The organism is Polymorphum gilvum SL003B-26A1 (assembly GCF_000192745.1).
Lineage (GTDB): Bacteria > Pseudomonadota > Alphaproteobacteria > Rhizobiales > Stappiaceae > Polymorphum > Polymorphum gilvum.
Genome location: NC_015258.1, coordinates 43,278 through 69,598, shown reverse-complemented (window position 1 = coordinate 69,598; position 26,321 = coordinate 43,278). Strand labels below are relative to the sequence as shown.

The 26,321-nt window shown below is 60.7% G+C and carries 23 protein-coding genes and 3 pseudogenes; 16 read left to right on the top strand and 10 right to left on the bottom strand.

Features of this window, described 5'->3' with window-relative positions:
* Window positions 1-21: 21 nt before the first annotated feature.
* Both istA and istB read left to right on the top strand, forming a co-directional pair.
* On the top strand, window positions 22-1,518 hold the full coding sequence (istA, locus tag SL003B_RS22175) for an IS21 family transposase (protein ID WP_013650752.1): 1,497 nt from the start codon (window positions 22-24) through the stop codon (window positions 1,516-1,518).
* Complete coding sequence (gene istB / locus SL003B_RS22170; protein WP_013650723.1) at window positions 1,515-2,285, top strand: IS21-like element helper ATPase IstB; 771 nt, start codon at window positions 1,515-1,517, stop codon at window positions 2,283-2,285. Before istA ends, istB begins: the two co-directional genes overlap by 4 nt.
* Before the next feature lie 135 nt (window positions 2,286-2,420).
* On the opposite strand, the pseudogene SL003B_RS23020 reads toward istB, so the two are convergent.
* The 4 genes and pseudogenes from SL003B_RS23020 to SL003B_RS22150 all read right to left on the bottom strand — a co-directional run.
* Window positions 2,421-3,656: pseudogene (locus tag SL003B_RS23020) on the bottom strand (ATP-binding protein); the annotation flags it as partial.
* 37 nt (window positions 3,657-3,693) lie between these two features.
* Entirely contained in the window at window positions 3,694-4,563 is an 870-nt protein-coding gene (locus SL003B_RS22160) for a nucleotidyl transferase AbiEii/AbiGii toxin family protein (RefSeq protein WP_035243691.1), read from the bottom strand.
* Window positions 4,551-5,627 carry a type IV toxin-antitoxin system AbiEi family antitoxin gene (locus SL003B_RS23015; RefSeq protein ID WP_003501469.1) on the bottom strand — a complete coding sequence of 359 codons (1,077 nt, stop codon included), beginning with the start codon at window positions 5,625-5,627 and terminating at the stop codon, window positions 4,551-4,553. Before SL003B_RS23015 ends, SL003B_RS22160 begins: the two co-directional genes overlap by 13 nt.
* A gap of 144 nt (window positions 5,628-5,771) precedes the next feature.
* The gene (locus SL003B_RS22150) at window positions 5,772-6,893 is read right to left on the bottom strand and encodes an RHE_PE00001 family protein (protein ID WP_013650750.1); all 1,122 of its coding nucleotides are present in this window, start codon (window positions 6,891-6,893) and stop codon (window positions 5,772-5,774) included.
* Between the two features lie 284 nt (window positions 6,894-7,177).
* Here SL003B_RS22150 and SL003B_RS22145 point away from each other — a divergent pair, with 284 nt between their 5' ends.
* Entirely contained in the window at window positions 7,178-8,128 is a 951-nt protein-coding gene (locus SL003B_RS22145; RefSeq protein WP_013650749.1) for a recombinase family protein, read from the top strand.
* 11 nt (window positions 8,129-8,139) lie between these two features.
* Here SL003B_RS22145 and repC read toward each other — a convergent pair whose 3' ends face one another.
* From repC to repA, 3 genes are all read right to left on the bottom strand, one after another.
* Window positions 8,140-9,459, bottom strand: coding sequence for a plasmid replication protein RepC (repC, locus tag SL003B_RS22140; protein ID WP_013650748.1), 1,320 nt, complete (start codon window positions 9,457-9,459; stop codon window positions 8,140-8,142).
* Window positions 9,460-9,668: 209 nt separating this feature from the next.
* On the bottom strand, window positions 9,669-10,682 hold the full coding sequence (gene repB, locus SL003B_RS22135) for a plasmid partitioning protein RepB (protein ID WP_013650747.1): 1,014 nt from the start codon (window positions 10,680-10,682) through the stop codon (window positions 9,669-9,671).
* Between the two features lie 222 nt (window positions 10,683-10,904).
* Entirely contained in the window at window positions 10,905-12,122 is a 1,218-nt protein-coding gene (gene repA / locus SL003B_RS22130) for a plasmid partitioning protein RepA (RefSeq protein ID WP_013650746.1), read from the bottom strand.
* A gap of 360 nt (window positions 12,123-12,482) precedes the next feature.
* Here repA and traI point away from each other — a divergent pair, with 360 nt between their 5' ends.
* The 13 genes and pseudogenes from traI to SL003B_RS23470 all read left to right on the top strand — a co-directional run.
* A complete protein-coding gene (gene traI, locus SL003B_RS22125; protein ID WP_013650745.1) occupies window positions 12,483-13,118 on the top strand; it encodes an acyl-homoserine-lactone synthase in 636 nt (211 codons plus the stop codon).
* Window positions 13,115-14,086 (top strand): P-type conjugative transfer ATPase TrbB, encoded by a 972-nt coding sequence (trbB, locus tag SL003B_RS22120; RefSeq protein WP_013650744.1) that lies wholly within the window; start codon window positions 13,115-13,117, stop codon window positions 14,084-14,086. The genes traI and trbB overlap by 4 nt, the downstream gene beginning before the upstream one ends.
* Entirely contained in the window at window positions 14,076-14,480 is a 405-nt protein-coding gene (gene trbC / locus SL003B_RS22115) for a conjugal transfer pilin TrbC (RefSeq protein WP_013650743.1), read from the top strand. Before trbB ends, trbC begins: the two co-directional genes overlap by 11 nt.
* Window positions 14,473-14,772, top strand: a complete 300-nt coding sequence (locus SL003B_RS22110; protein WP_013650742.1) for a conjugal transfer protein TrbD — start codon at window positions 14,473-14,475, stop codon at window positions 14,770-14,772. The genes trbC and SL003B_RS22110 overlap by 8 nt, the downstream gene beginning before the upstream one ends.
* 9 nt (window positions 14,773-14,781) lie before the next feature.
* Complete coding sequence (locus SL003B_RS22105) at window positions 14,782-17,250, top strand: conjugal transfer protein TrbE (RefSeq protein ID WP_013650741.1); 2,469 nt, start codon at window positions 14,782-14,784, stop codon at window positions 17,248-17,250.
* The gene (trbJ, locus tag SL003B_RS22100) at window positions 17,222-18,031 is read left to right on the top strand and encodes a P-type conjugative transfer protein TrbJ (protein WP_041376403.1); all 810 of its coding nucleotides are present in this window, start codon (window positions 17,222-17,224) and stop codon (window positions 18,029-18,031) included. The genes SL003B_RS22105 and trbJ overlap by 29 nt, the downstream gene beginning before the upstream one ends.
* Window positions 18,028-18,258 (top strand): entry exclusion protein TrbK, encoded by a 231-nt coding sequence (gene trbK / locus SL003B_RS22095; RefSeq protein WP_041376402.1) that lies wholly within the window; start codon window positions 18,028-18,030, stop codon window positions 18,256-18,258. The genes trbJ and trbK overlap by 4 nt, the downstream gene beginning before the upstream one ends.
* Window positions 18,252-19,448 (top strand): P-type conjugative transfer protein TrbL, encoded by a 1,197-nt coding sequence (trbL, locus tag SL003B_RS22090; protein WP_013650738.1) that lies wholly within the window; start codon window positions 18,252-18,254, stop codon window positions 19,446-19,448. Before trbK ends, trbL begins: the two co-directional genes overlap by 7 nt.
* A 14-nt stretch (window positions 19,449-19,462) precedes the next feature.
* The gene (locus SL003B_RS22085; protein WP_013650737.1) at window positions 19,463-20,140 is read left to right on the top strand and encodes a conjugal transfer protein TrbF; all 678 of its coding nucleotides are present in this window, start codon (window positions 19,463-19,465) and stop codon (window positions 20,138-20,140) included.
* 17 nt (window positions 20,141-20,157) lie between these two features.
* Window positions 20,158-21,012, top strand: coding sequence for a P-type conjugative transfer protein TrbG (gene trbG / locus SL003B_RS22080; protein WP_041376410.1), 855 nt, complete (start codon window positions 20,158-20,160; stop codon window positions 21,010-21,012).
* Window positions 21,012-21,485, top strand: coding sequence for a conjugal transfer protein TrbH (gene trbH / locus SL003B_RS22075; protein ID WP_013650735.1), 474 nt, complete (start codon window positions 21,012-21,014; stop codon window positions 21,483-21,485). Before trbG ends, trbH begins: the two co-directional genes overlap by 1 nt.
* Before the next feature lie 11 nt (window positions 21,486-21,496).
* Window positions 21,497-22,810: an IncP-type conjugal transfer protein TrbI gene (trbI, locus tag SL003B_RS22070; protein WP_013650734.1), complete on the top strand. Its 1,314-nt coding sequence runs from the start codon at window positions 21,497-21,499 to the stop codon at window positions 22,808-22,810.
* Between the two features lie 78 nt (window positions 22,811-22,888).
* Window positions 22,889-23,029, top strand: a pseudogene (locus tag SL003B_RS23470) (IS256 family transposase); the annotation flags it as partial.
* A gap of 60 nt (window positions 23,030-23,089) precedes the next feature.
* On the opposite strand, the pseudogene SL003B_RS24150 reads toward SL003B_RS23470, so the two are convergent.
* From SL003B_RS24150 to dmpG, 3 genes and pseudogenes are all read right to left on the bottom strand, one after another.
* A pseudogene (locus tag SL003B_RS24150) lies at window positions 23,090-24,406 on the bottom strand (DUF4158 domain-containing protein); the annotation flags it as partial.
* Between the two features lie 14 nt (window positions 24,407-24,420).
* Window positions 24,421-25,026, bottom strand: a complete 606-nt coding sequence (locus SL003B_RS23005) for a recombinase family protein (protein WP_013650732.1) — start codon at window positions 25,024-25,026, stop codon at window positions 24,421-24,423.
* A 259-nt stretch (window positions 25,027-25,285) separates the two neighbouring features.
* Window positions 25,286-26,311, bottom strand: a complete 1,026-nt coding sequence (gene dmpG, locus SL003B_RS22055) for a 4-hydroxy-2-oxovalerate aldolase (RefSeq protein WP_013650756.1) — start codon at window positions 26,309-26,311, stop codon at window positions 25,286-25,288.
* Window positions 26,312-26,321: the final 10 nt, after the last annotated feature.

Here is a 26,321-nt window from a genome sequence, read left to right as displayed (position 1 = left end):
GAGGGTCAGGGGATCTACACCGTGGACTTATATCTGAAGGTGCGTCTGGCGGTCTCGGAGGGGATGAGCCGACGTCAGGCAGCGAAGCATTTCAATATCTCACGCGACAGCGTTTCCAAGATGCTGTCGTATTCGACGCCTCCGGGCTATCGCCGTCAGGCCCCGGTGCGTCGGCCGAAGCTGGACGCCTTTGTTTCGACCATTGATCATTGGATGGACGAAGACCTGAAGGTACCGCGCAAGCAGCGCCACACGGCCAAGCGTGTGTTCGACCGGTTGCGGGCTGAGTGCGGGTTCACCGGCGGCTATACGATCATCAAGGACTACATGCGCGAGCGGGAGCAGCGCCGGCAGGAAGTGTTCGTGCCGTTATCGCATCCGCCGGGCCACGCGCAGGCTGACTTTGGCGAGGCTGTGGTTGTCATCGGCGGCGTGGAGCAGAAGGCGCACTTCTTTGTGCTCGACCTGCCGCACAGCGACGCCTGCTATGTGCGGGCCTATCCGGCGGCGGTGTCAGAGGCCTGGATTGATGGCCACGTCCATGCGTTCGCCTTCTTCGGGGCGGTGCCACAATCGATCGTCTATGACAACGACCGCTGCCTGGTGTCGAAGATCCTGGCCGATGGCACGCGCAAGCGGACAGTGCTGTTCAGCGGCTTCCTGTCCCACTACCTGATCCGGGATCGCTATGGCCGCCCCGGCAAGGGTAATGACAAGGGAAGCGTCGAAGGCCTCGTCGGCTATGCCCGTCGCAACTTCATGGTGCCGATCCCGCGCTTTGCGACGTGGGATGAGTTCAACGCCTGGCTGGAAGAGCAATGCCGCAAGCGCCAGCGCGACAGGCTGCGCGGCGAGAGCGAGACGATCGCAGAACGGCTGCAGCGCGATCTTGCGGCGATGCGGCCGCTGCCAGCTTCGCCTTTTGAGGCCTGCGATCAGGCCAGCGGTCGGGTCTCTTCCCAGGCGCTGGTGCGCTACAGGACCAACGACTACTCCGTCCCGGTCGCCTTCGGCCATCAGGATGTATGGATCCGGGGCTATGTCGACGAGGTGGTGATCGGCTGCCGTGGCGAGATCATCGCTCGTCATCCTCGAAGCTGGGAACGGGAAGACGTTGTGTTCGACCCGCTGCATTACCTGCCGCTGATCGAACAGAAGATCAACGCGCTGGATCAGGCCGCTCCTCTTCAGGGCTGGGATCTGCCCGAGGCGTTCGCCACGCTGCGCCGCCTGATGGAAGCGCGCATGGCAAAGCATGGCCGGCGCGAGTATGTGCAGGTGCTGCGGCTGCTGGAAAGCTTCGAGCTTGCCGATCTGCATGTGGCGGTGAAGCAGGCCCTCCAGATCGGGGCCATCGGCTTCGATGCCGTCAAGCATCTTCTCCTGTGCCAGGTGGAGCGGCGGCCGCCGAGACTGGACCTGTCCATCTACCCGTACCTGCCAAGAGCCACCGTCGAGAAGACATCGGCAAAGGCCTATATGCGGCTTCTGTCGACGCATGCGGGAGATGCCGCATGAGCACCCAAGCGTCAGACAATCCCCCTGCGATCCTGCTCTCCCACACGCTCAAGACCCTCAAGCTGCCGACCTTCCAGCGCGAGTATCAGAAGCTGGCCCGGCTCTGCGCCACACAGGGCGTGGACCATGTCGGATACCTCACTCGGCTTGCTGAGCAGGAGATGATCGAACGGGATCGCCGCAAGGTCGAACGCCGCATCAAGGCGGCGAGGTTCCCGGTCGTCAAAAGCCTCGACAGCTTCGACTTCGCCGCTATCCCGAAGCTCAACAAGATGCAGGTGCTGGAGCTGGCCCGCTGCGAATGGGTCGAGCGGCGCGAGAACGTCATCGCGCTTGGCCCCAGCGGCACGGGCAAGACCCATGTGGCGCTCGGTCTCGGTCTGGCCGCCTGCCAGAAGGGCTTGTCCGTCGGCTTCACGACCGCCGCTGCCCTGGTCAGCGAGATGATGGAGGCGCGCGACGAGCGACGTCTGCTGCGTTTCCAGAAGCAGATGGCAGCCTACAAGCTCCTGATCATCGACGAACTGGGCTTCGTGCCATTGTCAAAGACCGGGGCGGAATTGCTGTTCGAGCTGATCGCGCAACGCTACGAACGCGGTGCCACCCTGATCACCAGCAATCTGCCATTCGACGAATGGACCGAGACGCTGGGATCGGAACGGCTGACCGGCGCACTGCTCGACCGGCTGACCCACCACGTCAACATCCTCGAGATGAACGGCGACAGCTATCGTCTCGCTCAAAGCCGCGCCCGAAGGGCAGGCTGAAGCCCCTCAAAAAGTCGCCAACGCCGCACGCGGGAAACTCTGGTCGGGCTACGCCCTCCCGACGTTCCCCGCGTGCGGCGTCAGGTGGCCTACTTTTACGCCGCCCAATGGACGACTTTTGCTCCGCCGTTGACACGCCCGCGGGAAGCGTCCGTCTAGCTCGGCATCATAGTCGTAGTCGAGCAGATCGCGTTCGGATGGGTCGCCGCTGCCCCAGTCAAGTCGGACACTTGCCCCTTCGAGTAGATCCCCTGCTCGGAGAAGGAAGGAGGCAGGGCTGAGATGTTCAGAAGCCGCATCGCAACCTGCGGCAATCGCGTCGGCGAGAGCCGTCTTTCCTGAACCCCGCGCGCCGATGATAGCGACGAGCCCAGGGTTGAGCTCGACGACGGGTGTTGCCGCCCAGTCGGCATTTTGGATCGTGACGCAAGAAATCACCTGCGAGGGCGTGGCGCGGGTCGGAGGTGCGGCGCCGACAAATGCCCGTCCGGCAGGATCGATGACCGCCTGACGCAGCGAGTCGAAGTGAGCACCCCCCTTTACCCAGGAATAGCGATCGCCGTCGGGAGCCCCGACTTTTGCTGTCTCATGGGCATCGCTTCCGTGCAGACAGGGTTTGAGTGCTCCATACCGGGAGCGGATATCGTCCGGCGTGGCGCTGCTCTTACGGCCTAACCAGAAATCCCGTTGACTGATGCTGCTGGCGAATATGATGTGAGCGAACCGCTCAACCTCCTGTCGCTGCGCCCCTTCAGCTTCGCCCCGCATGCCGGACGTGCCATCATGCTCGCTCCCGGCAACTGCTATGAGAACATTGGCTTGGGCCCAATCGATCGCGCGATAGAGCTCCACCAACTGTTCAAAGCTCACCTTAAACTGCGTCGCGCCACGTGCGAGTGCAGCTCGTCCAGAGAGACCGGGATCGATCCTCGAGCCGAGGCGCGTGAGCTCGTCTGGCGTGCATGCGAACCGATCCCCAGAATACTCGAACGTCAATTGCGCGAGGAAGCGCTGTGTAGCCCCTACATGATCAGGATCCTGCGGATTGACGAGAAGATGGCAGTTCACCCAGTTGCCCTTGACGGTCCCAAAGGCAAGTCGCAGCTCCACATTCGGAAAGACAAGGTCGACGCCAGGAAGGCGACCGTCGCGGTGTTTCGCATCACGGACGCGCTCATAAGTGTCGAGCAAATAGTAATCGGTGACGCCTAGCGCGCGGATGACGGGCGCCGCCATTTCAATCCTGGTGAGATATTGCTCCCAGCTGTCGGTGGCATTGAACTGATCGTTCAGTACGGTACCCGGTGCATGAATATGAGGCTCCCATCGGAGCCAGCGTGATCCGGAACTACCCACATTCCCCCCAATCATGTGTTTTTATGCCGTCGAGTTCCGCCTCGTGACTATGTCAATGTCGCAAACCAAGAGCTCGCAGCCACGCGTCGACCTGCCCGAAGGCATCCTGCTGCCATTGCTCGGGTGTGCGACCATCAAGGATATCCGTCTCAGCAACGAATTTTCGGACGCTCGTCGGCCCATATCCTTCGGGCGCGTCGAACTTCTCCGCAATATATTGATAGCCTTGTGAGCCGCTCTCATGCTCGAGTAGCGGTTTGCACGCTGCGGCCAGGGCTTCGATCCCATCAGGATAATTTCGAATACAATAATAGATGTCGTAGGCGTCCTTCTGCTTGTGACGGCCGTTGAGGGCATAGCCCTTCATCGCAAGCAAGGCAGGGATCGAGCATACGGCTACCTCGACGCGGTTGGTGCCGCCTTCCGGCATATCTCCGGATATCGCGACGAGTTGGTAGAAGCGAAGAGCAAGGTCCGCTCCGTCAGCGCGCTGAACAGCAAAATCGCTCAAGATCGGCGGGCTATTCTTCACGATCTCCGCGTGACGGGGCATGAGGAAATCGACGACGATGTCGATGGGCGCCCCGCCATCGTTTACCGGCACCTGACGGACAAGCTGAAAGCGCCGAAGTTCCTCCCTCTGCTTGTACCCATTGCCCAAGAGAGCCTCGACCAAGTTCACATACTCGCCATCGCCGAGGGCTTCCGCGTCGAGGCCGAGATCGACATCAAGTGTCCCCACATGGGGCATGTCCTCATTGTCGAGCAGCAGCCAGGGAACCGCACCACCAATCACCGCGAACTTCCCTTTGAAGCTGCCGAGGATCTGTCCGATTTCGACAAGGACACCCTTCACGGCCTTCGTTGTGCGGTCCTCATAATCCGCTGCGGACTGAGGCTCGGGCGGCACTATTTTCGCCATGAAAGGAGTTCCTTTCTGAGATGTTCAGCAGCTTCCGCTCCGCGTTCGCCCGCGATGGAAAGATCAAGATAGGTTTGGACGGGACTCGTGCAGATTACATTCGGGGCAGGCTCGACGATATCGTTGAAGAGGCCACGGTCTTTAAGCACCGTAACCACAACGTTCGCTCCCGACGCCGCGGGGGAAAGTTTCAGGGCATCGCGCAGACGGTTGAGCCCGGCCGCATCCGCGTAAAAATGTTGTGTGGCAACGCGGCCATAAGGGGCCAGCCAGTGCGCCGCCGAAAACGAGGCGAACGCAGCGTGGGGATAGCCTTCCTGTGCACCAAGTGCGCCTCGCGCAGAGGCCTCCAAGGATTGGCCATGGAGCGTCGTGTAAAAACTCATGCGCTCGCCTGCCGGCGCTTCATAGGCTTCGCGCCAAGAGTCAAGGAGTCCATCGGGCTGAGAAAGCCGCAAGCCATCTTCCGTAACCTCGGCCCATTCGCGGTCGACCAACTCGCTCCGAACATTACTGACGTGGCCAAGGCTGACATCGGAGGCCTGGGCGAGGTCTGCGACTCGCCATGGTCGAATAGGATCGCGAAGAAGAACCCGAAGAACCTGCGCCGACTTTGGTTTGAATATTGATTTCAGACTGCGGTGGACCGCGGGTGGCTTCGCGTCGACCTGCCGCTCGATGAAGACGCTTTCGAACGCGATCCGCGCGTTCCCCACGAAATCGATAAATCCAACATTGAACTCCCGACATAGCGCTTGCGCATCCGGCGATAGATATGGCGCGATGAAGATCGGTGTTGCCGGTGGATCGAAATGATCCGCGGCTTTGTGGAGCTGAAGGAGGGCCGCACGCACATGCCGCGGCTGGCCCGCTGGCTTGACCTCGCAAACCAGGAAATGGTGATGCCCATCTATGTTGAGTTCTACCAGAATATCGACGCCGGAGCGTGGTGACGTCAGCTCCACTTTGTTTATCCGTAAGACGGGCACACTCTGCAGCAGCCCCTCAACAACCTTCGCTGCTTGGCTTTCGAGTTCATTCAATGAGTCGTCGGTTTTCAACATTTGCTGAAAATGGCGCCTTCGGTGAACCCAGTCAAGCGAATTTCAGTGGACGAGGGTTTTCAACAAGCGCTGAATAACCCTGCTAGAGTGAAACGCATTGCATGGTCGGGCCACCTGGTGGCAAGGGAGCAAGGTCGTGCGGGTCTAGAGAACGCCCCACGCTCGGCATCTACCCCTGCCCGTCATCTCGCGAGCACCAAGCTCGCCAATTAAATTCAGAGCGCCGCGGGGCGTCACCCCGGCCGCCTTTGCGATCATGGACGCCGACACGATCGGGCGCGACAGGATCAGATCGATCACCGCCGGAAGGCTGCTCGACGAGCGACGGCCGCGCATCCTCCGCTCCATCTGATCCCGCGCCTGGTTGAGCCGGACGATCTCCTTCATGCCAGCCTCCGCCGCGATCGACATCGCCTCAAGGAAAGCGAGCAACCGCGTCGTTCGCTCTCTCGCGCGACGTCGCTCTCGAGGAACAGCTTTCAGCCCGACATTGTATGCCAGCAGATGCGAGATGATCTTGCCGCTCGACCGGAGATAGGCGACGACGAGCTGGCCACCGAGCCAGTGCTGGCGTTGCACCGGCTCCAAGGATTCCCAGGCGTCGTACAACAGCACGGCCGCAAGTGCGGGTGGCAGTGTTTCTGCACACTTCAGGACCGAACGCCATTGTGACAGCCGTTCCGCCTCATCCCAGTCTGGGTCGCGGATAACCAGGTCGCCGACGGCGAGTGAGGGGCGCGCTGCGGATGTCGGCGCAGAGCCGTCGCTCAACGCGTCGAGGACTCGCTGCGAGCGACTGATGATCGCATCAATATCAGCGAACTCGCGGGCAAGCACACCATCCTCATCATCGTCGAGATCGACGCTCCCCTCCCCTGCTCGCCCGGCCAGCGCGAACTCTTGCTGCCGCTCCGCGCCGAGAACCGCTCCTGTCAGTGCAGCCACGCCGCCCTCGCTGACCGCCCAGGCGGGATCGGCACCGAAGATCCGACGCCGAGCACGGAGGATCGTGTGCCCGATGGTCAGCTCATGGGTGGGCGCCCGGATATCCATTTGGGCATCGTGGAGCACGAGGTCCTCGACATGGACGAGTTCGCCCGCCACCCACATACTGGCAGCCGCATCAAAGAAATGTCCCCGCTCGACAAAACCATCGCCGACGGCGCTGCGGCGTATAACCTCGTCGAGTCGGGCAAGTCGATCTTCGGCCCGTGCAATGGCTGGAAGAAGCGTCTCCAGAGGCAATTTCTCGATTTCGTAAGCCATTGTAATAAAATGCCAGCCAATCCGATACGGAAGCTATCATGTCCTTCGCTTCCGTCACATAGGTAGTTTTTCCCGCGCGCGTACTTAGTAAAGGCGGCTAGGCCTTCCGGATTGAACAGAGGTATGACCACCGCGCCTCAGGTCGACGAGAATGGCCATTTTTCAATGGTTTTCGACATTCAGCGCCCCGGCAAATGGCAACAAGAGACGTTTACAAACGATCGGTTATCCGTATCTTCTGCATTTGGAAAACCTCTCGATGATGACCTCTGTGGCGCTTCAAAATGGCTCGTGACGCTCAAAATCGCTCTTCCCGTCGACCTCAGGGACGACTGATCGGCTATGCGCGCGTCTCGACGGACGAACAGGCGACCGAGGCTCAAGAGATCGAGCTCCGCTCGGCCGGCTGCGACGTCATCGTTCAGGAACACGGATCCGGCGCGGCGCGCGCCCGTCCAGCCCTGTCCAAGGTGCTTGGAGAGATCAACGCCGGTGACACACTCATAGTCGTGCGGCTCGATCGTCTGGCGCGATCCGTTAGCCATCTGCTCGAGGTCATCGAGGATCTGACTGCCAAGAACGCGCATTTTCGGTCGCTTCGCGATCCAATCGACACGTCGACGCCGCAGGGAATGTTTTCGCTCCAGGTGCTCGGCGCCGTGGCGCAGCTCGAACGCGCGCTGATCTCTGAACGAACGAAGGCAGGCATCAAGGCGGCCAAATCCAAGGGAAAGCTGCCCGGTAATCCCGGCATCCGGGAACGGCGTCCCGAGGCGCTGGCTAAGATGACCGCGGCACAAAGAGCAGCTTACGGAGAACGCGTACAGGCAACGGCCAATCAATGGCTTCCGACCGTTCGGCGCATGCGGCCGGATCACACCTGGGACGACATCGCCCGCGTATTGAACCAACGCGACCTCGACTGGACGCCGGAGCGTCTTCGCCGCGCCGTGAAATGGATGGTCGCGGAGCGGATGGCCGATGCGGCATTGCTTCGCAAATCCCCTCCCCGGCTGCCCGAGGATCGGTTGATGACGCTGGTCGCCGGTATCCATTCGTCGAACCCGAACCTGACGCTTCGCGAAATCGCGACCCAACTCGAACGGCTGCACGAGCGCACTCCACGCGGTGGGTCCAAATGGTCGCCCTCGTCTGTGAAGAACCTCATCGACCGTGCCCGCCGATCGGGATTGATCGCCAGTCCCAGCGACACAGCCGCTCCTCTCGCCGGATAGCATCGCGACAGTCATCGCGATTTCGGCCGCTGCAGGCTCTTCAGCAGCGAATCCGAGACCTGCAGGCGATCTCCAGCTTCAGCCCCACCATCCGATTGAGCACCATCCTGGAAATCAACGGACCTCTGCGCGTCGAGCTTTGCTCGGAGCAATGCCATGACCATCGGCCACGTCGAGAACTGCCCCTCCTTGGCTCGATCCGTCAGGCTGCGCAGATAACCGCCGGCGTTGTTAATCTGGCTGGCCTTTTGGTAGATCGCGGCAAGCGTAATCGCCGCATGCTGCTCGCCCATGGCTTCGCGGGCTTCCCGCCAAGCGCTCGGGCTGATTCCCAGCATTGGCCGGGCGAGCTCCGCCGTCGCCAGTAAGTCGCGCCAGTGCCGGATTGCCCCTCCCTGCGCCAGTTCCCGAATTTGCGGGCAGGCATCCAACACGATCCCCAATGATAGCTCCCGTTTCGGCAAGCTCCGCAGGTTGTCGGTTTCCGCAACGCTGCCGCTCGCTTCTTTTCTTTCTCCTAAGCCGTATTCAGATTCAAAATTAGAGTCTGGTTTTGAATTCTGTATGTGACGGCCAAAATGGGACTCATTGGCGTCCGGAATCTTTGTTTTTGCAAATGATTCCAATACGTCACGTATATCGACGCAAAGTTCGTGAAGTTCTTGGGCAATGCACTCTACAAGCTCGCGGGGAGCCGAACGTGGAAGCCTGGCAATGATCGCCTGGTAGGTCTGCGTGATCCTGCCCCAGTTCCCAGGAACGTTCTCCTCGATGCCGGTTTCGATCATCTTGACGATATCGCGCCGGAGCAACGTAAGACGCTCCTTCGCAACGCGAAACGCCTTTTTCTCAGCCTGTAGCGCTTCAACCAGATCTCGAAACTCGTCTGCGCGCGCCACGATTGGTGACAAGTCGAAGCCGTAGGCCTGTTCGATTTCCCCTCCCCTGCCCTTGCGAGCGAAGCGTTTGCCGTTGGGGCTGTCTCGGCGGATGATGAGGCCGCAGTCCACGAGCACCGCAATATGCCGTCTGAGGGTCGTCGCCGGCATGCCATTTGCGCGCGCAGCGAGCTGCTCGTTGGACGGCCAGACGACAAGTTCTGCGTCGCCGCTCAAGGATGTCTCCGGGTGAAACGACAGCAATGCGTTGAGAATTGAGAGTGACCGATCCGTAGCACCGATCAGTTCCCGTGCTTCGCGGATATGCTGAAAGACCTGCCACTTGTGGGCGGCAGCTTCAGGTGAGACAGCCTTTGCAGTCATTTGACTTGCGATATGGCCGAGCGTCATCGCCCGCCGCCCGAAGGGCGTCGTCGAGATATGCGTCTGCATTTCCTTTTACCTTTTGTTAGGCAAAAGAAATCTGCCCGCCGAAAGGGCGTTGAGCCTCAGAAGACTCTTGACGGTGATTCTCGGAAATGCGATTCTCTTAGTTGCGACACTACAGAGAAGGGCTTCCGGAATTTGTTTCGGTGGCCTTTTTCTTTTGCGGTTCGTGGTTTTTCATCTCTACCGAGCGCGGCTCGGAATTGATGCAAATGTCACCCTCGGTCGGCTTTCTCTCCTTCATTCGTTTCAAGAAATTGGACATACAAACGATCCAACTGGTCCGCGACATACTCTCCGAAAGATGGCACCAGTTTCTCGTCGAAAATTAATGCTGTCTTCCCGGTCTCTAGCTGGATGCGCGCCGCCTTTTTCCCCTTCGGCGTGCTCCAGTTTTTTACTTTCCTGGAAGGCTTGGCCGACCGCTTCGATGCAACATCGAAGATGAGAGCGAAACGAGCGTCGCTATCCGCGGCCAAGAACCGTTCAGACCCCAGAATCGCCTCAACAGCGTCCATGACCTTTGGTTTCCCGAGGCTTTCAGCAAGCGCTGCCCAGCGCGATCTACCCGCTTTCGCGGCCGGGCCAATCTGGATAGCAAGCTTCTCTGGAATGCTCCGCGCGACGGCGATATAGCGGCTTAGGTCAGACTTGTCGGTCGATAGGGCAGCAGTAATGGTTGCGCGATCAAAACCCGCATCCTCGAGCCGGAGCGCAAAGAGCGCCTTCTCAATGAATGAAAGGTCGGCGCGATCAAGATTCTCTCGTCCTTGAGCCACCACTAGCTCACGATCGGTCAGACTTCGGACAATCGCCGACACCTCTCGACCCAGATCTATGGCAGCCCGTAGCCGCCGACGTCCGTATGCAATTTGATACCGGCCAGTCTTTTCCGGATGAGGTCGAACGAGGATCGGAACTTGCTGTCCGTTTTCAGCGATGCTTGCCTTGAGCTGATCGAATTTTGGGTCAATAGCGGTCGGCAATCGATCGGCAATCGTCGATCCTTCAATCATCGACGGATCCAAGGAAACGACCGCCTCGCCCGAAGCCAACTGATCCTGAAGTCGAGCTGCGGTTTTCGCTCCCTCCGCCATCTCTTGCAGTGACGAGCCCATCGCGGAGATTGCGCCAGTGCGCACACGGGCAGCTGACTTGTCCGTTGCAGCTTTTTCGCTCACAACCGGCTTCTTGAGGAACAATGAGTCGATTGCGTCCTTACGGCTCATGGCGTTGATCTCCGCAAGCTAGTTTCGAAGCACCGCATCCGGCGGAAGGCGGCCTGTTGGGAGCTCCCAACAAGCTGCGGCTAAAGCAGCTTGGGCGGCGGCTTCCCCCAACCTTTTGGGTCAAAATTGTTGGATACGACCCCTGCAACGAAAACAGAAATCGGCTCTGGTGGAGTCTGTTGGGAGCTCCCAACAGTATGTAGGGATCCTGCAATACTCCAATCATGAGCGTCCCCAGGCAGCCTTGATCAATCCTTCGATTTCGGCGTTCACCGCGTCCAAAGCTTCCATCGCCCGGTCGTATGTCGAACGAGTCAAATTCTCTCGCCCGATTTCATAGAGCGTCTGTTTCGTAAGGCCGGCGTCGGAAACCGCCGCAGACTTCACCATCGGATTAGTCAGGACGTGATCATCGAACATGTTCCTCAGCAGCGCCGCGACCTTCGTCTGCGGGGCATCCTGGGGTTCGAACCGGGTCAGCAGATAGCGGATGAAATCATATTGTAGATTCCCTCCGGCCTCCTTCACGACACCGAGAAGATCGCGAGTCATAAGCAGAAACTGACTCATGGACGCGATATCGAGCATCTGCGGGTGCACCGTAATGACCATTGATGTCGCGGCGCACAGACCACTGAGTGTCAGGAAACCGAGCTGGGGAGGGCAGTCGATGACAACGACGTCATAGTCGTCGGCGACTTCGTCAAATGCTTGGGCGACACGCGTGAAGAAAAGCCCATCTCTCGAACCACGGTCAGTCAAGGCCTTTGGGGTTGTGTGCTCGAACTCCATAAGCTCGAGGTTTCCCGGGACGAGATGCAGGCCATCGAAGTACGTTGAGCGGATCACCTCTTTGAGCGGCCGCCTAGCGTCGTCGTACCGGATTGCCGCGTACAGTGTCTCGTTGGCACCTACATCCGTCTCCGGGAGAACGCCGAGGAGTGCCGATAGGCTGGCCTGCGGATCGAGGTCTACAGCAAGTACCCTGTAGCCCTGCAATGCAAGATACTGAGCAAGATGGGCTGACGTTGTTGTCTTGCCGGAGCCGCCTTTAAAATTGGTCACCGCAATGACCTGCAAGTGTTCCGAGCCGCGCCGATGGGGCACAAACTCGATACTCTCGCGTCCGCGGGCAGAGCCTGCCAGCATATGCCGGATTTCGTTAATCTGACCGAGTGTGTAGAAGCGCCTTCCGTTGCTGGCGAGTTCGGGTTGAGGACCTTCACCCGCCAGAGTCATCTTTCGAAGGGTCGAATCAGATATTTTCATTAGGCGCGCCGCTTCACCCGACGTGAATTTGCGCAAACTCTTGTGCGACGTCGGAGGGAACAGGGCTTCGCTCATAGCCTGGAGCTGAGAGCTCAGCTGTTCAGCGTGATCACCAATAGTGACATCTACCGAGGGACGATCATTTCGGGATATGGCAACAGCTTTGCTCACGGTGGAATCTCTTGTCACGGTTAATCGGCATGTAATGCCATTTTTCCGTGACGATTACTGAATGCGTGTTTGGTTGCAAGGCGTTTTTGGTTAACGAAAGGTTAACGCGCTTTTGCCCCATTTAAGCTGAAAGCGGATTCATCAATCATTATCTTGTAGTTAGCCTACCTCCCATTGTTTGCAGGGGGTTGTAGGAAATGCAGATTTGCACCTCTTATCAACATTTCAGACTCCGGCTTCGGCCCGATTTTCGACAGCTATACCGCCGATTCGGCAGAATCACCGGATGCAAATCTGCACATAGCCACACGCAGCACGAGATGATTTCCCTTCGCCTGACCAGTTCATGCGGAGATCACAATGCAGATTCTGAGCGTATCGACCGACCACTACGCAAGTAACCGCAACCACCTGAACCAGATGCACCGTCTTCGGGCCGCGGTGTTTGGCAGCCGCCTGGAATGGGATGTCACCATCACCGAACAGGGAGAGCGGGATCAGTACGATGATCTCTTGCCGACCTACATCCTTGCGATCTCGGCCGAACAGAAGGTCGTCGGCTGCGCGCGGCTGCTTCCCGCGTCTGGCACGACGATGCTCGAGCAAACCTTTCCCCAATTGCTGGAGCGGGGATCGCTCGATGCTCAGCAGGGAATAGTCGAGAGCTCGCGCTTCTGCGTGGACACGTCGCTTCCCGCGGGGAGGGGAGGAAGCCTCCATCAGGTGACGCTTATGATGTTCGCCGGCATCATCGAATGGTCGATGGCCAACGGTTACAGCGAGATCGTCACCGCTACTGATCTCCGCTTCGAGCGCATCCTGAACCGGGCGGGATGGCCGATGAGCCGTCTCGGCGACCCCGTGGCCATCGGCAATACCACAGCCGTCGCGGGCAGCCTGCCGGCCGATCGCTCCAGCTTCGATCGGGTCTGCCCGGCAGGTTATCGCTCGATCATCGAGCATAGTGACGCTGGTCCTTTCAGGAGCGCGGCGTGACCCAGCTGCGTTCCCATCCCCGTCTCGTTCGTAAACTCCAGGACGCCCTCGGCGACCAGCTTTGCGTCGCACTCGACGATGCAACGGTCGTCGAGATCATGCTCAATCCCGACGGAAGGCTGTTCATCGAACGGCTGGGGCATGGCGTTGCCCCGGCCGGTGCGATGAGTGCCGCCACTGCCGAAGTCGTCATCGGCAGCGTCGCTCATGCCCTGCAGTCGGAAGCCGACGATGAGCAACCGATCATTTCCGGCGAACTGCCGATCGGCGGACATCGGTTCGAGGGCCTGCTTCCGCCGGTGGTATCGGCGCCCGCGTTCACGATCCGGAGACGGGCGTCGCGGCTCATCCCGCTCGACGAATACGTCAAGTCGAAAGTGATGACGGAGGCACAGGCCTCGGTTCTGCGCAGCGCGATCGCGTCGCGCATGAACATCGTCATTTCCGGCGGAACCGGGTCCGGCAAGACGACACTCGCCAATGCCGTCATCGCCGAGATCGTCGCGACGGCGCCGGACGATCGCATGGTCATCTTGGAAGACACCGCCGAGATCCAGTGCGCGGCGGAAAACGCCGTGTGCCTGCATACCACCGACACGGTCGATATGGCCCGGCTCCTGAAAAGCACCATGCGTTTGCGACCTGACCGCATCATTGTCGGCGAGGTCCGCGACGGCGCCGCACTGACACTGCTCAAGGCATGGAACACCGGCCATCCGGGGGGCGTCACCACCATCCACTCCAATACGGCGATGTCGGCCTTGCGCCGGCTGGAGCAGCTGACCGCGGAAGCGAGCCAGCAGCCCATGCAGGAAGTGATCGGGGAGGCCGTCGATCTCGTCGTCTCCGTCGAGCGCACGGGCAAGGGAAGGCGGGTCCGTGAGGTAATCCATGTCGAGGGTTTCGGCAATGCCCGCTACCGGACCGAACATTACGCCCAGGTCGATGAGGACAGCCATGTTGCATAAGACAAAGATCACGCTCGCCTGCTTGGGCCTCGCCGCTATCGCTCTCGCCCTGGCGGAACCGGCACTGGCTTCCTCGGGTGGTGGCGGCCTTCCATGGGAGTCGCCGCTGCAGCAGATTCAGCAGTCCATCACCGGGCCTGTTGCCGGCTTCATCGCTCTGGCAGCTGTGGCAATCGCCGGCGCCATGCTCATCTTCGGCGGCGAGCTCAATGATTTCGCGCGGAGGCTTTGCTACGTCGCCCTCGTCGGCGGCGTTCTGCTGGGCGCAACTCAAATCGTCGCCCTGTTCGGCGCAACCGGCGCCAGCATCGGCGAGGTCGAAGTGCGATCGGCACCTCACATCACCGAGCCGACGGAAGTGCTTCGCACGGAAGGGGAGGGGGCTCATGGCTGAGGCCGGCTCCAGGCTGTCCCGTTCGCGCGTGCACAGGGCGCTGTCGCGTCCGAACCTGCTGATGGGCGCCGACCGCGAGCTCGTGCTGTTGACCGCGCTTGCCGCTGTTATCCTGATCTTCGTCGTGCTGACCTGGTACGCGGCGCTCTTCGGCATCGCAATCTGGCTGATCGCTGTCGCGGCGCTGCGCATGATGGCGAAAGCTGATCCTTTGATGCGGCGGGTCTATGTCCGCCATATCTCTTATAAGGCGTTCTATCGCGCGACGTCGTCGCCTTGGCGCAAGTTCTGAGGGTTTTCGATGGTTGCCCTCAAGTCATTCCGTCATTCCGGTCCGTCCTTTGCCGATCTCGTGCCCTATGCCGGCCTGGTCGACAACGGTATAATCCTGCTCAAGGACGGCTCGCTGATGGCCGGCTGGTATTTCGCGGGGCCGGACAGCGAGAGCTCGACCGACGCCGAGCGCAACGAGGTGTCGCGGCAGATCAATGCAATCCTGTCACGGCTCGGCTCCGGATGGATGATCCAGGTCGAGGCCATCAGGGTTCCGACCGGAGACTATCCGACCGAGGACGATTGCCACTTCCCCGATCCGGTCACGCGGGCGATCGACGCCGAACGACGAGCCCATTTCCAGAAGGAGAGGGGGCATTTCGAGAGCCGGCACGCGCTGATCCTGACGTGGCGGCCGCCGGAGCCAAGGCGCTCAGGCCTGACGCGCTATGTCTATTCCGACGCCGGCAGCAGGTCCGCCACCTATGCCGACAAAGCGCTCGATAGCTTCCAGACCTCGATCCGCGAAGTCGAGCAATATCTCGCCAATGTCGTGTCGATCCGCCGGATGATGACACGCGAGACGTCAGAGCGCGGCGGCTTCCGGGTCGCCCGCTATGACGAGCTGTTTCAGTTCATCCGCTTCTGCATCACCGGCGAGAACCATCCGGTGCGCTTGCCCGAAATCCCCATGTATCTCGACTGGCTGGTGACGGCCGAGCTGCAGCACGGTCTCACCCCTTTGGTCGAAAACCGCTTTCTCGGCATCGTGGCGATTGACGGCCTGCCGGCAGAAAGCTGGCCCGGAATCCTCAATAGCCTCGACCTGATGCCGCTCACCTATCGCTGGTCATCGCGCTTCGTCTTCCTTGATGCCGAGGAGGCGAGGGCGAAACTCGAACGCACCCGCAAGAAATGGCAGCAGAAAGTCAGGCCCTTCTTCGACCAGCTTTTCCAGACGCAAAGCCGCTCGGTCGACCAGGACGCCATGCTGATGGTTGCCGAGACCGAGGACGCGATTGCCGAAGCCTCCTCCCAGCTCGTCGCCTATGGCTATTACACGCCCGTGATCGTCCTCTTCGACGAGCAGCAGGCGCGCCTTCAGGAAAAATGCGAGGCGGTCCGCCGGCTGATCCAGGCCGAAGGTTTCGGCGCACGGATCGAAACGCTGAATGCGACCGACGCCTTTCTCGGCAGCCTGCCGGGCGTCTCCTATGCCAATATACGCGAGCCGCTGATCAACACCCGCAATCTTGCCGACCTCATCCCGCTGAACTCGGTTTGGTCGGGCACCCCTGTCGCGCCATGCCCGTTCTATCCGCCTGGCTCGCCGCCGTTGATGCAGGTGGCCAGTGGCTCGACGCCGTTCCGGCTGAACCTACATGTCGACGATGTCGGACACACGCTGATCTTCGGGCCGACCGGTTCGGGGAAGTCGACCCTGCTGGCGCTGATCGCCGCGCAGTTCCGGCGCTACAGCCAGGCCCAGGTCTTTGCCTTCGACAAGGGCGGTTCAATGCTGCCGTTGACGCTTGGTCTTGATGGCGATCACTACCAGATCGGCGGCGATATCGGTCCTTCGGCAGAAGGCGAAGTGAGGGCGCTGGCTTTCTGCCCGCTTGCCGAGCTTTCGACCGATGGCGACCGCGCGTGGGCGTCGGAATGGATCGAGACCCTGGTGGGGCTGCAGGGTGTGACCATCACCCCGGACTATCGCAACGCCATCTCCCGGCAGATCGGGCTGATGGCGGAATCGCGTGGCCGTTCGCTCTCGGATTTCGTGTCGGGCGTGCAGATGCGCGAGATCAAGGACGCGCTGCATCACTACACCATCGACGGACCTATGGGTCAGCTGCTCGATGCCGAGGAAGACGGTCTGGCGCTCGGCGCTTTTCAGTGCTTCGAGATCGAGGAACTCATGAACATGGGCGAACGCAATGTCGTGCCCGTCCTCACCTACCTCTTCCGTCGCATCGAAAAGCGCCTGACCGGCGCACCCAGCCTGATCATTCTCGACGAGGCCTGGCTGATGCTCGGCCACCCGGTGTTTCGCGACAAGATCCGCGAATGGCTGAAGGTGTTGCGAAAGGCCAATTGCGCCGTCGTGCTCGCCACCCAGTCGATCTCGGACGCGGAGCGCTCCGGCATTATCGATGTGCTGAAGGAGAGTTGCCCGACCAAAATCTGCCTGCCGAATGGGGCTGCCCGGGAGCCCGGCACACGAGAGTTCTATGAGCGCATCGGCTTCAACGAACGGCAGATCGAGATCGTCGCGACGGCGCTTCCAAAGCGCGAATACTACGTCGTCTCACCCGAGGGCCGCAGGCTCTTCGACATGGCGCTCGGTCCCGTCGCGCTCTCCTTCGTCGGGGCATCCGGCAAGGAAGACCTGAAGCGCATTCGTGCTCTTCATTCCGAACATGGGGCCGCATGGCCTTGTCCTTGGCTCCAGCAAAGGGGGATCGCCCATGCCGAAACATTCTTCCCGGCCAAGTAAGGTGGCGTGCGCCACCGTTATGGCGGCCATCATGCTCTCCGCCAAGCTACCGGTTTCCGCCTATGCAGGCGGCGTCACCGGTCAGGCGACCGAGTGGACGCAGCTCGCCAACAATGCCGAGCTCGTCTCGCTGGTCGGCAAATCGGCTGAGCAGGTGAACAATCAGATCACCCAGATCTCCCAGCTTGCAGAGCAGATCCAGAACCAGCTCAATATCTACAACAATCTACTGCAGAACACGGCGCAGCTTCCGAACCATATCTGGGGGCAGGTCGAAAGCGACCTGAAGAACCTGCAAAACGTTGTCGCCCAGGGACAGGGCGTCGCCTTCTCGATGGGCAATATCGACGACGTGCTCAAGCAACGCTTCCAGAGCTTTTCCGAGATGAAGAGCAATCTGCCTGAAGGAGCGAGCTTTTCCACGACTTACCAGAACTGGTCGGACACGAACCGCGACACGATCGCCGGTACGCTGAAGGCAGCGAACCTGACCGCCGACCAGTTCTCGAGCGAGGAGAGCACGATGTCGCAGCTCAGGTCGATGTCGGAAACGGCCGATGGCCAGATGAAAGCGCTGCAGGTCGGGCATCAGATCGCAGCCCAGCAGGTCGCCCAGATGCAGAAGCTGCGCGGCCTTGTCTCCCAGCAGATGACGATGATGGGCACATGGTTCCAGTCCGAACAGGCGCAAAAGGATCTGGCCCAGGCACGACGGGAACAGTTCTTCAGCGGAACCGAGCGCGATATCCGCGGCGGCCAGACGATGGAGCCCCGCTGGTGAGTCCGCGTCTGGTCGTCATCCTCGTATTGGCGGGCATTGCCGCACTCAGTGCCAGCGTCGTCACCTGGAATGTGATCCAGCCGCGTCCGGTTCCCATGTCCGGATCCGGTACAGCCGCTACGCGACCTGCCTCCGAAACCGAGCGCCGCGAGCATCGCGAACAGTTCTTCAGCGGCGACCCGGACCGCGACATCCGCGGTGGCCAAGAGATGAAGCCGCGATGGTGATCGTCCGTCCCTCCCGGAAGCTGGAGCTTTCGTTCATTTCGATCGGCCTCATCCTGTTGGTCGCGACACCGGCGCTTGCCCAACAGGGTTCGGTTCTAACCACACTGGAAAACTCCGTCGTCACAGCCGCGAAAGGCTGGGAGACGACGGTGATGAACGCGGCGCGGTCGCTGTTCTGGATCCTTGCCGGCATCGAGGTCGGGATCGCCGCGGTGTGGCTGGCGATCAACGCCGCCTCGCTCGACAGCTGGTTCGCCGAACTCGTCCGGCGGATCATGTTCATCGGTCTCTTCGCCTTCATCCTCGACCAGGGCCCGTCCTTCGCCAAGGCCGTGGTCGACAGCCTCTATCAGATCGGTGCCGGCGGCGGCTCGGCTTCACCCGCAAATATCTTCGACGCCGGCATTCGGGTCGCGACCAAAATGTCCGAGCAGGCGAAGTTCGGGCTTTGGGAAGACAATGCGCTGGCGATCGCCGCCGTCTTCGCCATGGTCGTGGTCGTCGTCTCCTTCTCGTTGGTTGCCGCGATTTTCGTCGCCGTCATGGTCGAGATGTATGTCGGTCTGCTCGCCGGCATGATCATGCTCGGTCTTGGCGGCTCGTCCTTCACCAAGGATTTCGCGGTCAAATATCTGGTCTACGCCTTCTCCGTCGGCATGAAGCTGATGGCGCTGGTGATGATCGCCAAGATTGGCTCCGACATCCTGCTCGGCTTGGCGGAAGCGCCGACAGCGACCTCCGAGCAGTTCATCACCACACTTGCCATCGCCGGCATCTCGGTGGTGGTCTTCGTGATCGCCATGTATGTCCCGCCGATTCTGCAGGGTGTGGTCCAGGGCGCGTCGATTGCCGGAGGTATGGAAGCGATCCGTCATGGCGGCCAGGCCGCGACATTCGCGGCCGGCGGCGCTTTCCTTGGCGCGAGTGCCGCAACGAAAGGAGCGCAGACGGCTAGCTCGGCGAGGGCAGGGGGCTCTTCGTTGGCTGGAGCGGCGCTGCGCGGCATGGCGTCCGGTATTGGAAGTGCTGGATGGGCTGCCGGATCCGCAGCCAAGGAGAAGGCGATCGCGTCTCCCGGCGCCTATGCCGGATCGCTGCTCGGGCTTGCCAACGCCAAGCTCGACCAGACGCGTCAGTCGGGCCGACCAACACCGCCACCTCCACCCCCACCCATCAACGAGAACAAGTAGAAGGCTGACAACGCATGGCCGGACGCAATGCGCCAGATAATACCCATATCGCCAATCCCTATCTCGCTGCGCGCAACGAATGGAACGAGCGCTATGGCTCCTATGTGAAGGCGGCCGCGGCCTGGCGCATCGTCGGCATCACGGGCATGGCCATGGCGGTGATCGGCTTCACTTACGCACTTTATCAAAGCACGCAGGTGAAGCTCGTCCCCTATATCGTCGAGGTCGACAAGCTCGGAACGGCCTCCAATGCCGGCTTCCCGCAGCAGATCGAATATGCCGACCCGCGTGTGGTGCGCGCCACGCTCGGCAGCTTCGTCTCGAACTTCCGGAGCGTAACGCCGGATGCCGTCGTCCAGAAGCAATATATCGACCGAACCTACGGCCTGCTTAGGACCTCGGATCCCGCAACCGAGAAGGTCAATGCCTGGTTCCGCTCCAATTCGCCCTTCGAGAAAGCGAAGACTACGACAGTGGCGGTCGAGGTCAACAACATCGTCGCTCTGTCGAACCAGTCCTATCAGGTCGACTGGACCGAGTTCGAGCGTGACCGCCGCGGGAAGGAGACGGCGGTGCGCCGTTTTCGCGGCATAGCCACCGTGACGCTCACGCCTCCGCAGGACGAGGGCGTCATCCGCTTGAATCCCATCGGTCTTTATCTCCGCGATTTCGACTGGACAGCGCAGCTTTGAAAGGCATGGCCCCGAACATGAATATCCGACTTGAGAATTTTTCGGCCATGTTGATTGCCGGCGCCACCGCATCGACGGCACTGGCGGCCATTGCCCTTGCCCCTCTCCACGCTTTTGCGGCCGATGGCGTCACCGCCAATGAGGCGAAGGGCGTGAGCATCTCCGGCCAGTGGCGGGGATCGCGCGGGCTTGTGACCAAGGGAGCCGACGGCAAGGTGATTTTTCTTTTTGGCGAGGTGCAGCCGTCGGTCGTCTGCTCGCCACTCCAAGTCTGCGACATCGAGCTTCAGGGAGGCGAGGTCGTTCGCGACGTCCTCGTTGGCGACACCGTGCGGTGGAAGGTCGAGCCGGCGACATCAGGTGCGGCGGGCGGCCAGGCGATCCACCTGATCGTCAAGCCGTCGGAGCCTGGTCTCGTCACCTCGATGGTGGTGACGACGTCGCGGCGGACCTATCATATCCAGCTCAAGTCGCATGCCACGCAATACATGGCCCGCGTCGGTTTCGAATATCCGGAGGACGTCTCGGCGAAGCTCGCCGATATCAATGCCCGCCTCGAGGCGAGCACCATTCCAGGCGCCGGCGTGCCGGCCGAGCAGTTGAACTTCTCCTATTCGGTCTCAGGCAGGGCCGGCTGGCGGCCGACACGGGTCTATTCCGATGGCCTGAAAACCTACATCCAGTTCCCGCGCTCGATTTCCGGCCAGGATGCACCGGTGCTGTTCGTCACCTCCGGCGGACAGAACCGGATCGTCAACTACCGGATGAAGAACGACATGATGGTGGTCGATTATCACATCGATCGCGCGGTGCTCGTCTCCGGCGTCGGATGGAAACAGGAAAAGGTGACGATCAGAAGAGGAGGGCGGTGATGCGAAACTTTGCCGACAATCTCTTCTTGCGCCCCATCCGCGCTATTGCCGCAGCCGGCACCTTCGCCATCCTCCTCTCCGGATGCCAGTCTATGGGGACTGACGGTCTCGTCGCCAGCAACGCACCGGCGGAAATCTCCGGCCCGGCGGCAAGCGCCATTGCCGGCGATATGGTCAGCCGGCTTGCCGAACAGATCGGACCCGGGAAGGCGACCGTTGCGCTCAAGCCGGACGCCTCGCCGTTCGGACAGGCGCTGGAAGCGGCGCTGAAAGGCTGGGGTTATCCCGTCGTCACCGATCAGAAGACGGACAGCGGGACAAAGATCATCCCGCTCGCCTATGTGATCGTGCCATTCGACGGGCAAGTGCTGGCGCGTCTTTCGACCGATAGTGTCGAACTTGGCCGCGCCTACACAGTAACGGCAAGCGGCGCGACGCCGGCGAGCGCGCTCTCGCTGATGCGGCGCGGCTGAGGGAGAGCATCATGGTCCAATCCTTGCAACTCGGTGGTGCTGCGAATGCCGAAGCGGAATCCGGCATCAAGCGGATTAATCGTCTGCCGATTGTCGTGGTGATCGTGCTGGTCATCGCCTTTCTTGGCGTTATTTTCTATGGCCTCACGACACGCGGACTCAACTTTGGCAAGGACACCGGACCGGAAACGAGCTCGGGCAATCCGGCCTCGACCTTCGCCGACCAGATCAAGCGCGGTGTGACGGACGGCATCATCGGCGAGCCGCAGCAGCAGACGACGTTCCAGCCGACACCTGTCGAAACAAAGGAGGAGAAAGACAAGGCGAAGAATCCGTTCACGCCGCAGCCGGGAGAGCGTCAGGAACAGCAGCGCGGACAGGAGCTGGAATCGGAAAAAGTCTGGCGGGCGCGTCTAGAACGGGAACAGCAGGAACAGTATCTGCGCGAGCGGCATCGCCAGCGCATGGCCCGGTTGCAGGCGAATGACGCGGCCTATGACGCGCCGCTCGCCATCGACCGCAGCAAGCTGGAGGCGAGGGCAGACGAGACCACCTCAGCAGGAACGACGACGAACACTGCGTCATCGACGACCACCGGCGCCACCTCCGATCTTTATGCCGCCGCGTTGCGGGCTGGTCTCGGCGGGCAGAATATCGATCCGAACGGACAGTCCTCCAAGGAGGATTTCTTCAATGCCGATCTCAAGGATCTCGGATACCTTCCCAAACGCGTCGTGCCGCAGCAGTCACCCTTTGAACTGAAGCGCGGTTCGGTCATCCCGGCGACCCTGATTACCGGCATCAACTCGGATCTGCCCGGTCGCATCACAGCCCAGGTCAGCCAGAACGTCTATGACAGTGCAACAGGGCATCGCCTCCTCATTCCGCAGGGAACGAAGCTCTTCGGCCGCTACGACAGCAAGGTGTCGTTCGGGCAAAGCCGCGTTCTCGTCGTCTGGACGGATATCATTTTCCCGAACGGCTCCACGCTGCAGATTGGCGGCATGGCGGGAACGGATGCACAAGGCTATGGCGGTTTCCACGACAAGGTGAACAACCACTATTGGCGGACATTTGGTTCGGCGGCGCTAATCGCGCTGATTGGAACTGGGATCGACGCGTCCTTACCCGAAAGTTCGACGCTTGCCACGCAGGACACGGCATCCGATGCGGCAAGACGGAATTTTGCGGAGAGTTTCGGTCGCGTGGCCGAACTGACGATCAGCCGCAATCTCAATATCCAGCCGACCCTCGAAATCCGACCGAGTTACAAGTTCAACGTCTTGGTTGATCAGGACATCGTCTTTGCGAGGGCTTATCCATGAGGCCAGTCGATCCGATTTCAGCGAACCTTGTGCTGCTCTTTTCAAGGTTGTTCAGTTCCCCCCACAATGCTTGCTTCAGCCGAAATTTTTCGCCTGGTCGGCGCGCTGCTGCTTGAACAGAACGACGAATGGGCCGTCCAGCGGTCTCGCTACATGACACTTGAGACCATTGCTACGATGAACGATGATCCGCTCATCAGCCTGCCAACGGCAAGCTGATCCATTCCCGGCTCTGTCCGGTAGGCCACGGCGAGCGCCGAAGCTACACCACCTCTTGGGACACGATCGCCATTTGCGCGTCATGAATGTGACCGGCACTTGTGCGGACAATTTTCGGCCGCTGTAAAGCGCCCGCAAGTGGTCCACTGCCCTCAGAACCGGGTCATCGGGGCGAAACGACCGGAAGGAGAATGTGCGGAAGATAAGCTTTCCGAATTTCCGCAGCGATTTGTGTCGTTCGATAAGCTCATCGAACTCGTCGTTATTGTCGGGCCGAACAACAGAACTGGCAGCCGCCATGCTGGCCATCAGCCCGTCCCAGCCCAGCGAGGCCGCGATCGCCGAGGAGAGATCGCTGCCGTTTTCGCGAGCAGCCAGAAGCGCCTCGCCAAGCTTGAGATGGTCGAGCGCCACCCCGTCAAGAATCTCGGCATCCTTCAGACGACGTTCTTTCCGGCTGAGTTCAGCCTTGCGGCGCGTGCTGCCGATCAGCTTGCAGAACATGTCGATCGCAAGATCGGTGATGGCCGCCTGCCTTTCTATGACGAAGGCTGTCAGGGTGGCGTGACGTCGTTCGACAGTCAGACGCCGTATCTCCCGGGCATGCAGGATACGGGCATCGCGAGCGATGATGCCATAGCGGTTGGCATGGATCGTTTTACGCCGGTCATCGGAAATGGCGGCCGAGCGCAAGACCTCGAGACGGGCGATCAGGGCTTTGAGGTTTTTCAGCTTCACGCCTTCCGGCGCTTCGGCAATCCAGCTCAGATGACTCCGGTCGCCAGATCGATCGACAAGCAGCCGATCAAGCGCCGCTATGGACGGTTGCTCCAGATCCCTGATCAGCCCGCGATAGGCTTGCCGCCGTGCCGCCGCCCGGCCCGCCATCGCCAGCCGGATCAGCAGTTCCGGCATGGGAACGAGCAGCTTTCTATCCTTCAGGGCTTCGATCACTGCCTTGGTGATCGGCTGGCCTTGCTCGGTCGCGGCCGCCTCGCGGGCTGCTGCTGTGATCAGGGTTCGATAGTCGCTCGTGCGAACGGGCTGAAGGTCCAGTGCCGCAACAATCTCCCGCGTATGTTCTCGGCGGGTTTCCTCACGCTGCGCGTAGAGCGCAAACACGGCAGGGTCGATGTCCAACTGATCAGCGACGACAGAGACGACCGCCTCCGGCGGAACCTCTCCTACGCGAAGTGGCCGGCCGAGGTCCCGTACCAAGGCAAGCTGGATGGCAAAACCCAGACGATTATGAGAGCGGCGATGCGCTGTGGCGAAGGCGACATCTTCTGCAGATAGTGCATAGCGGGCCAGCACCTCTTCATAAATGTCAGGCGGATCAAACAGAACAGCGCGTGTCTGCGCGTCGAGGAAGGCCATGGGCACGCCTGCTTTCAAACCGGGGTGGCAGGGTCATCTGCTTTGCCCGGTCCGGTCCAACCGGCTCGTCGTAATGTATCGATCAACGTCGAGCGCGGTACATGGAACGTCCGGCACACGGCCGCCTTGCTGGAGCCGGCTTCCAGCGCCGCCAGAATCTGCTCGATTTTTTCCGTGTCGATCGTCGGAGGTCTGCCGCCCTTGCGTCCACGTCGGCGAGCCGCTGCCAGGCCGGCGTTGACCCGTTCCGTGATCAGCGTTCTTTCGTATTCGGCAAGCGTCCCAAACAGGTTGAACAAAAACGACCCGTGGGAATTCGTTGTGTCGATCGCTTCCGTCAACGAGCGGAAGGCAATACCATGCGTCTTCAGATCTTCGACGATCCGAATCAGATGGGAGAGCGACCGGCCCAGACGGTCAAGCTTCCAAACGACCAGCACATCTCCTTCGCACAATTCAGCAAGGCAAGCCTTCAGTCCTGGTCGATCGTCGCGCGCACCCGAAGCTCGATCCTGATGCAGGTGACGTTGATCCACACCGACGGCAAGCAGGGCATCACGTTGCAACGCAACCGACTGACGCTCGTCACTGCTTGACACCCGCATGTAACCGATCAGCATGTACGACAAACCTCAAATTCCGCCTTGTCGTACACTCTCACAATCCGACAGGGCTTGTCGCGTAAAAAATCGGCGTCCGGCGGCATCGATGTGGGTCAATCGAGCCCTTGCACGGAAATCATCTGTTTTCCGTCACACCGAAAATCCCTTAGCGGGTATTATTGCAGAGATTCCCACGGAGCCTCCTCAAGCTGTCTCAGCGGGCTCCTCCAAACCTGCAATTGACGGCATTGGCGTCTGGCCCTTCAAGGTCGACCTATCAGGCAGTTCGCTGCTGCGACAGCGTCAGCGCCAGGTCCTCGATCATGTCCTCCTGGCCACCGACCATGCCGCGGCGACCCAGTTCCAGCAGAAGGTCGCGCGCGGGAACGCCGTAGCGCTTCTCGGCGCGCTCGGCGAATAAAAGGAATGAAGAATAAACACCGGCGTAACCCAGCACGAGCGAACCGCGGTCAACACGGATCGGCCGGTCCATCATCGGAACGACAAGATCCTCTGCGACGTCCATGATCTTGAACAGATCGACGCCCGTCTGAGCCCCCATGCGCTCGAACACGGCGACCAGCAGTTCTGTCGCGGCATTGCCGGCACCGGCGCCGAGTCCGGCGATCGCCCCGTCGATACGGTTTGCACCGGCGGCAACCGCGGCGACCGAATTGGCGATGCCCATGCCGAGATTGTGGTGACCGTGGAAGCCGAGCTCGGTCTCAGGCTTCAGTGCGCCGCGGATCGCGGAGATGCGGGCCGTCACGTCGTCCGGCAGCATATGCCCGGCGGAATCGGTGCAATAGACGCAGTTGGCGCCGTAGCTTTCCATCAGCAGGGCCTGCTCGACCAACTTCTCCGGGCCGGCGCGGTGCGACATCATCAGGAAGCCGACGGTGTCGAGACCGGTCTTGGCGGCATAGGTGATGTGCTGTTCGGCGCAATCGGCCTCGGTGCAGTGGGTGGCGACCCGCACGCCGGAAATGCCGCAGTCGATGGCTTCCTTGAGCATGTCCACGGTGCCGATGCCCGGCAGGAGGAGGGCGGAGACCTTCGCCTGCTTCAGGTTCGGCACGACGGCGCGCAGATAGTCCGCATCCGTGTGGGCGGCGAATCCGTAGTTGACCGAAGCGCCGCCGAGGCCGTCGCCATGGGTCACCTCGATCCACGGCATGCCCGCCTCGTCGGCGGCCGTGGCGATGGCAACCATCTGGTCGGTCGAGATCTGGTGGCGCTTGGCATGCATGCCGTCGCGCAGGCTCATCTCGTGAAGGGTGATCTTGCGACCGTCAATGTTCATGGTCTCTCTC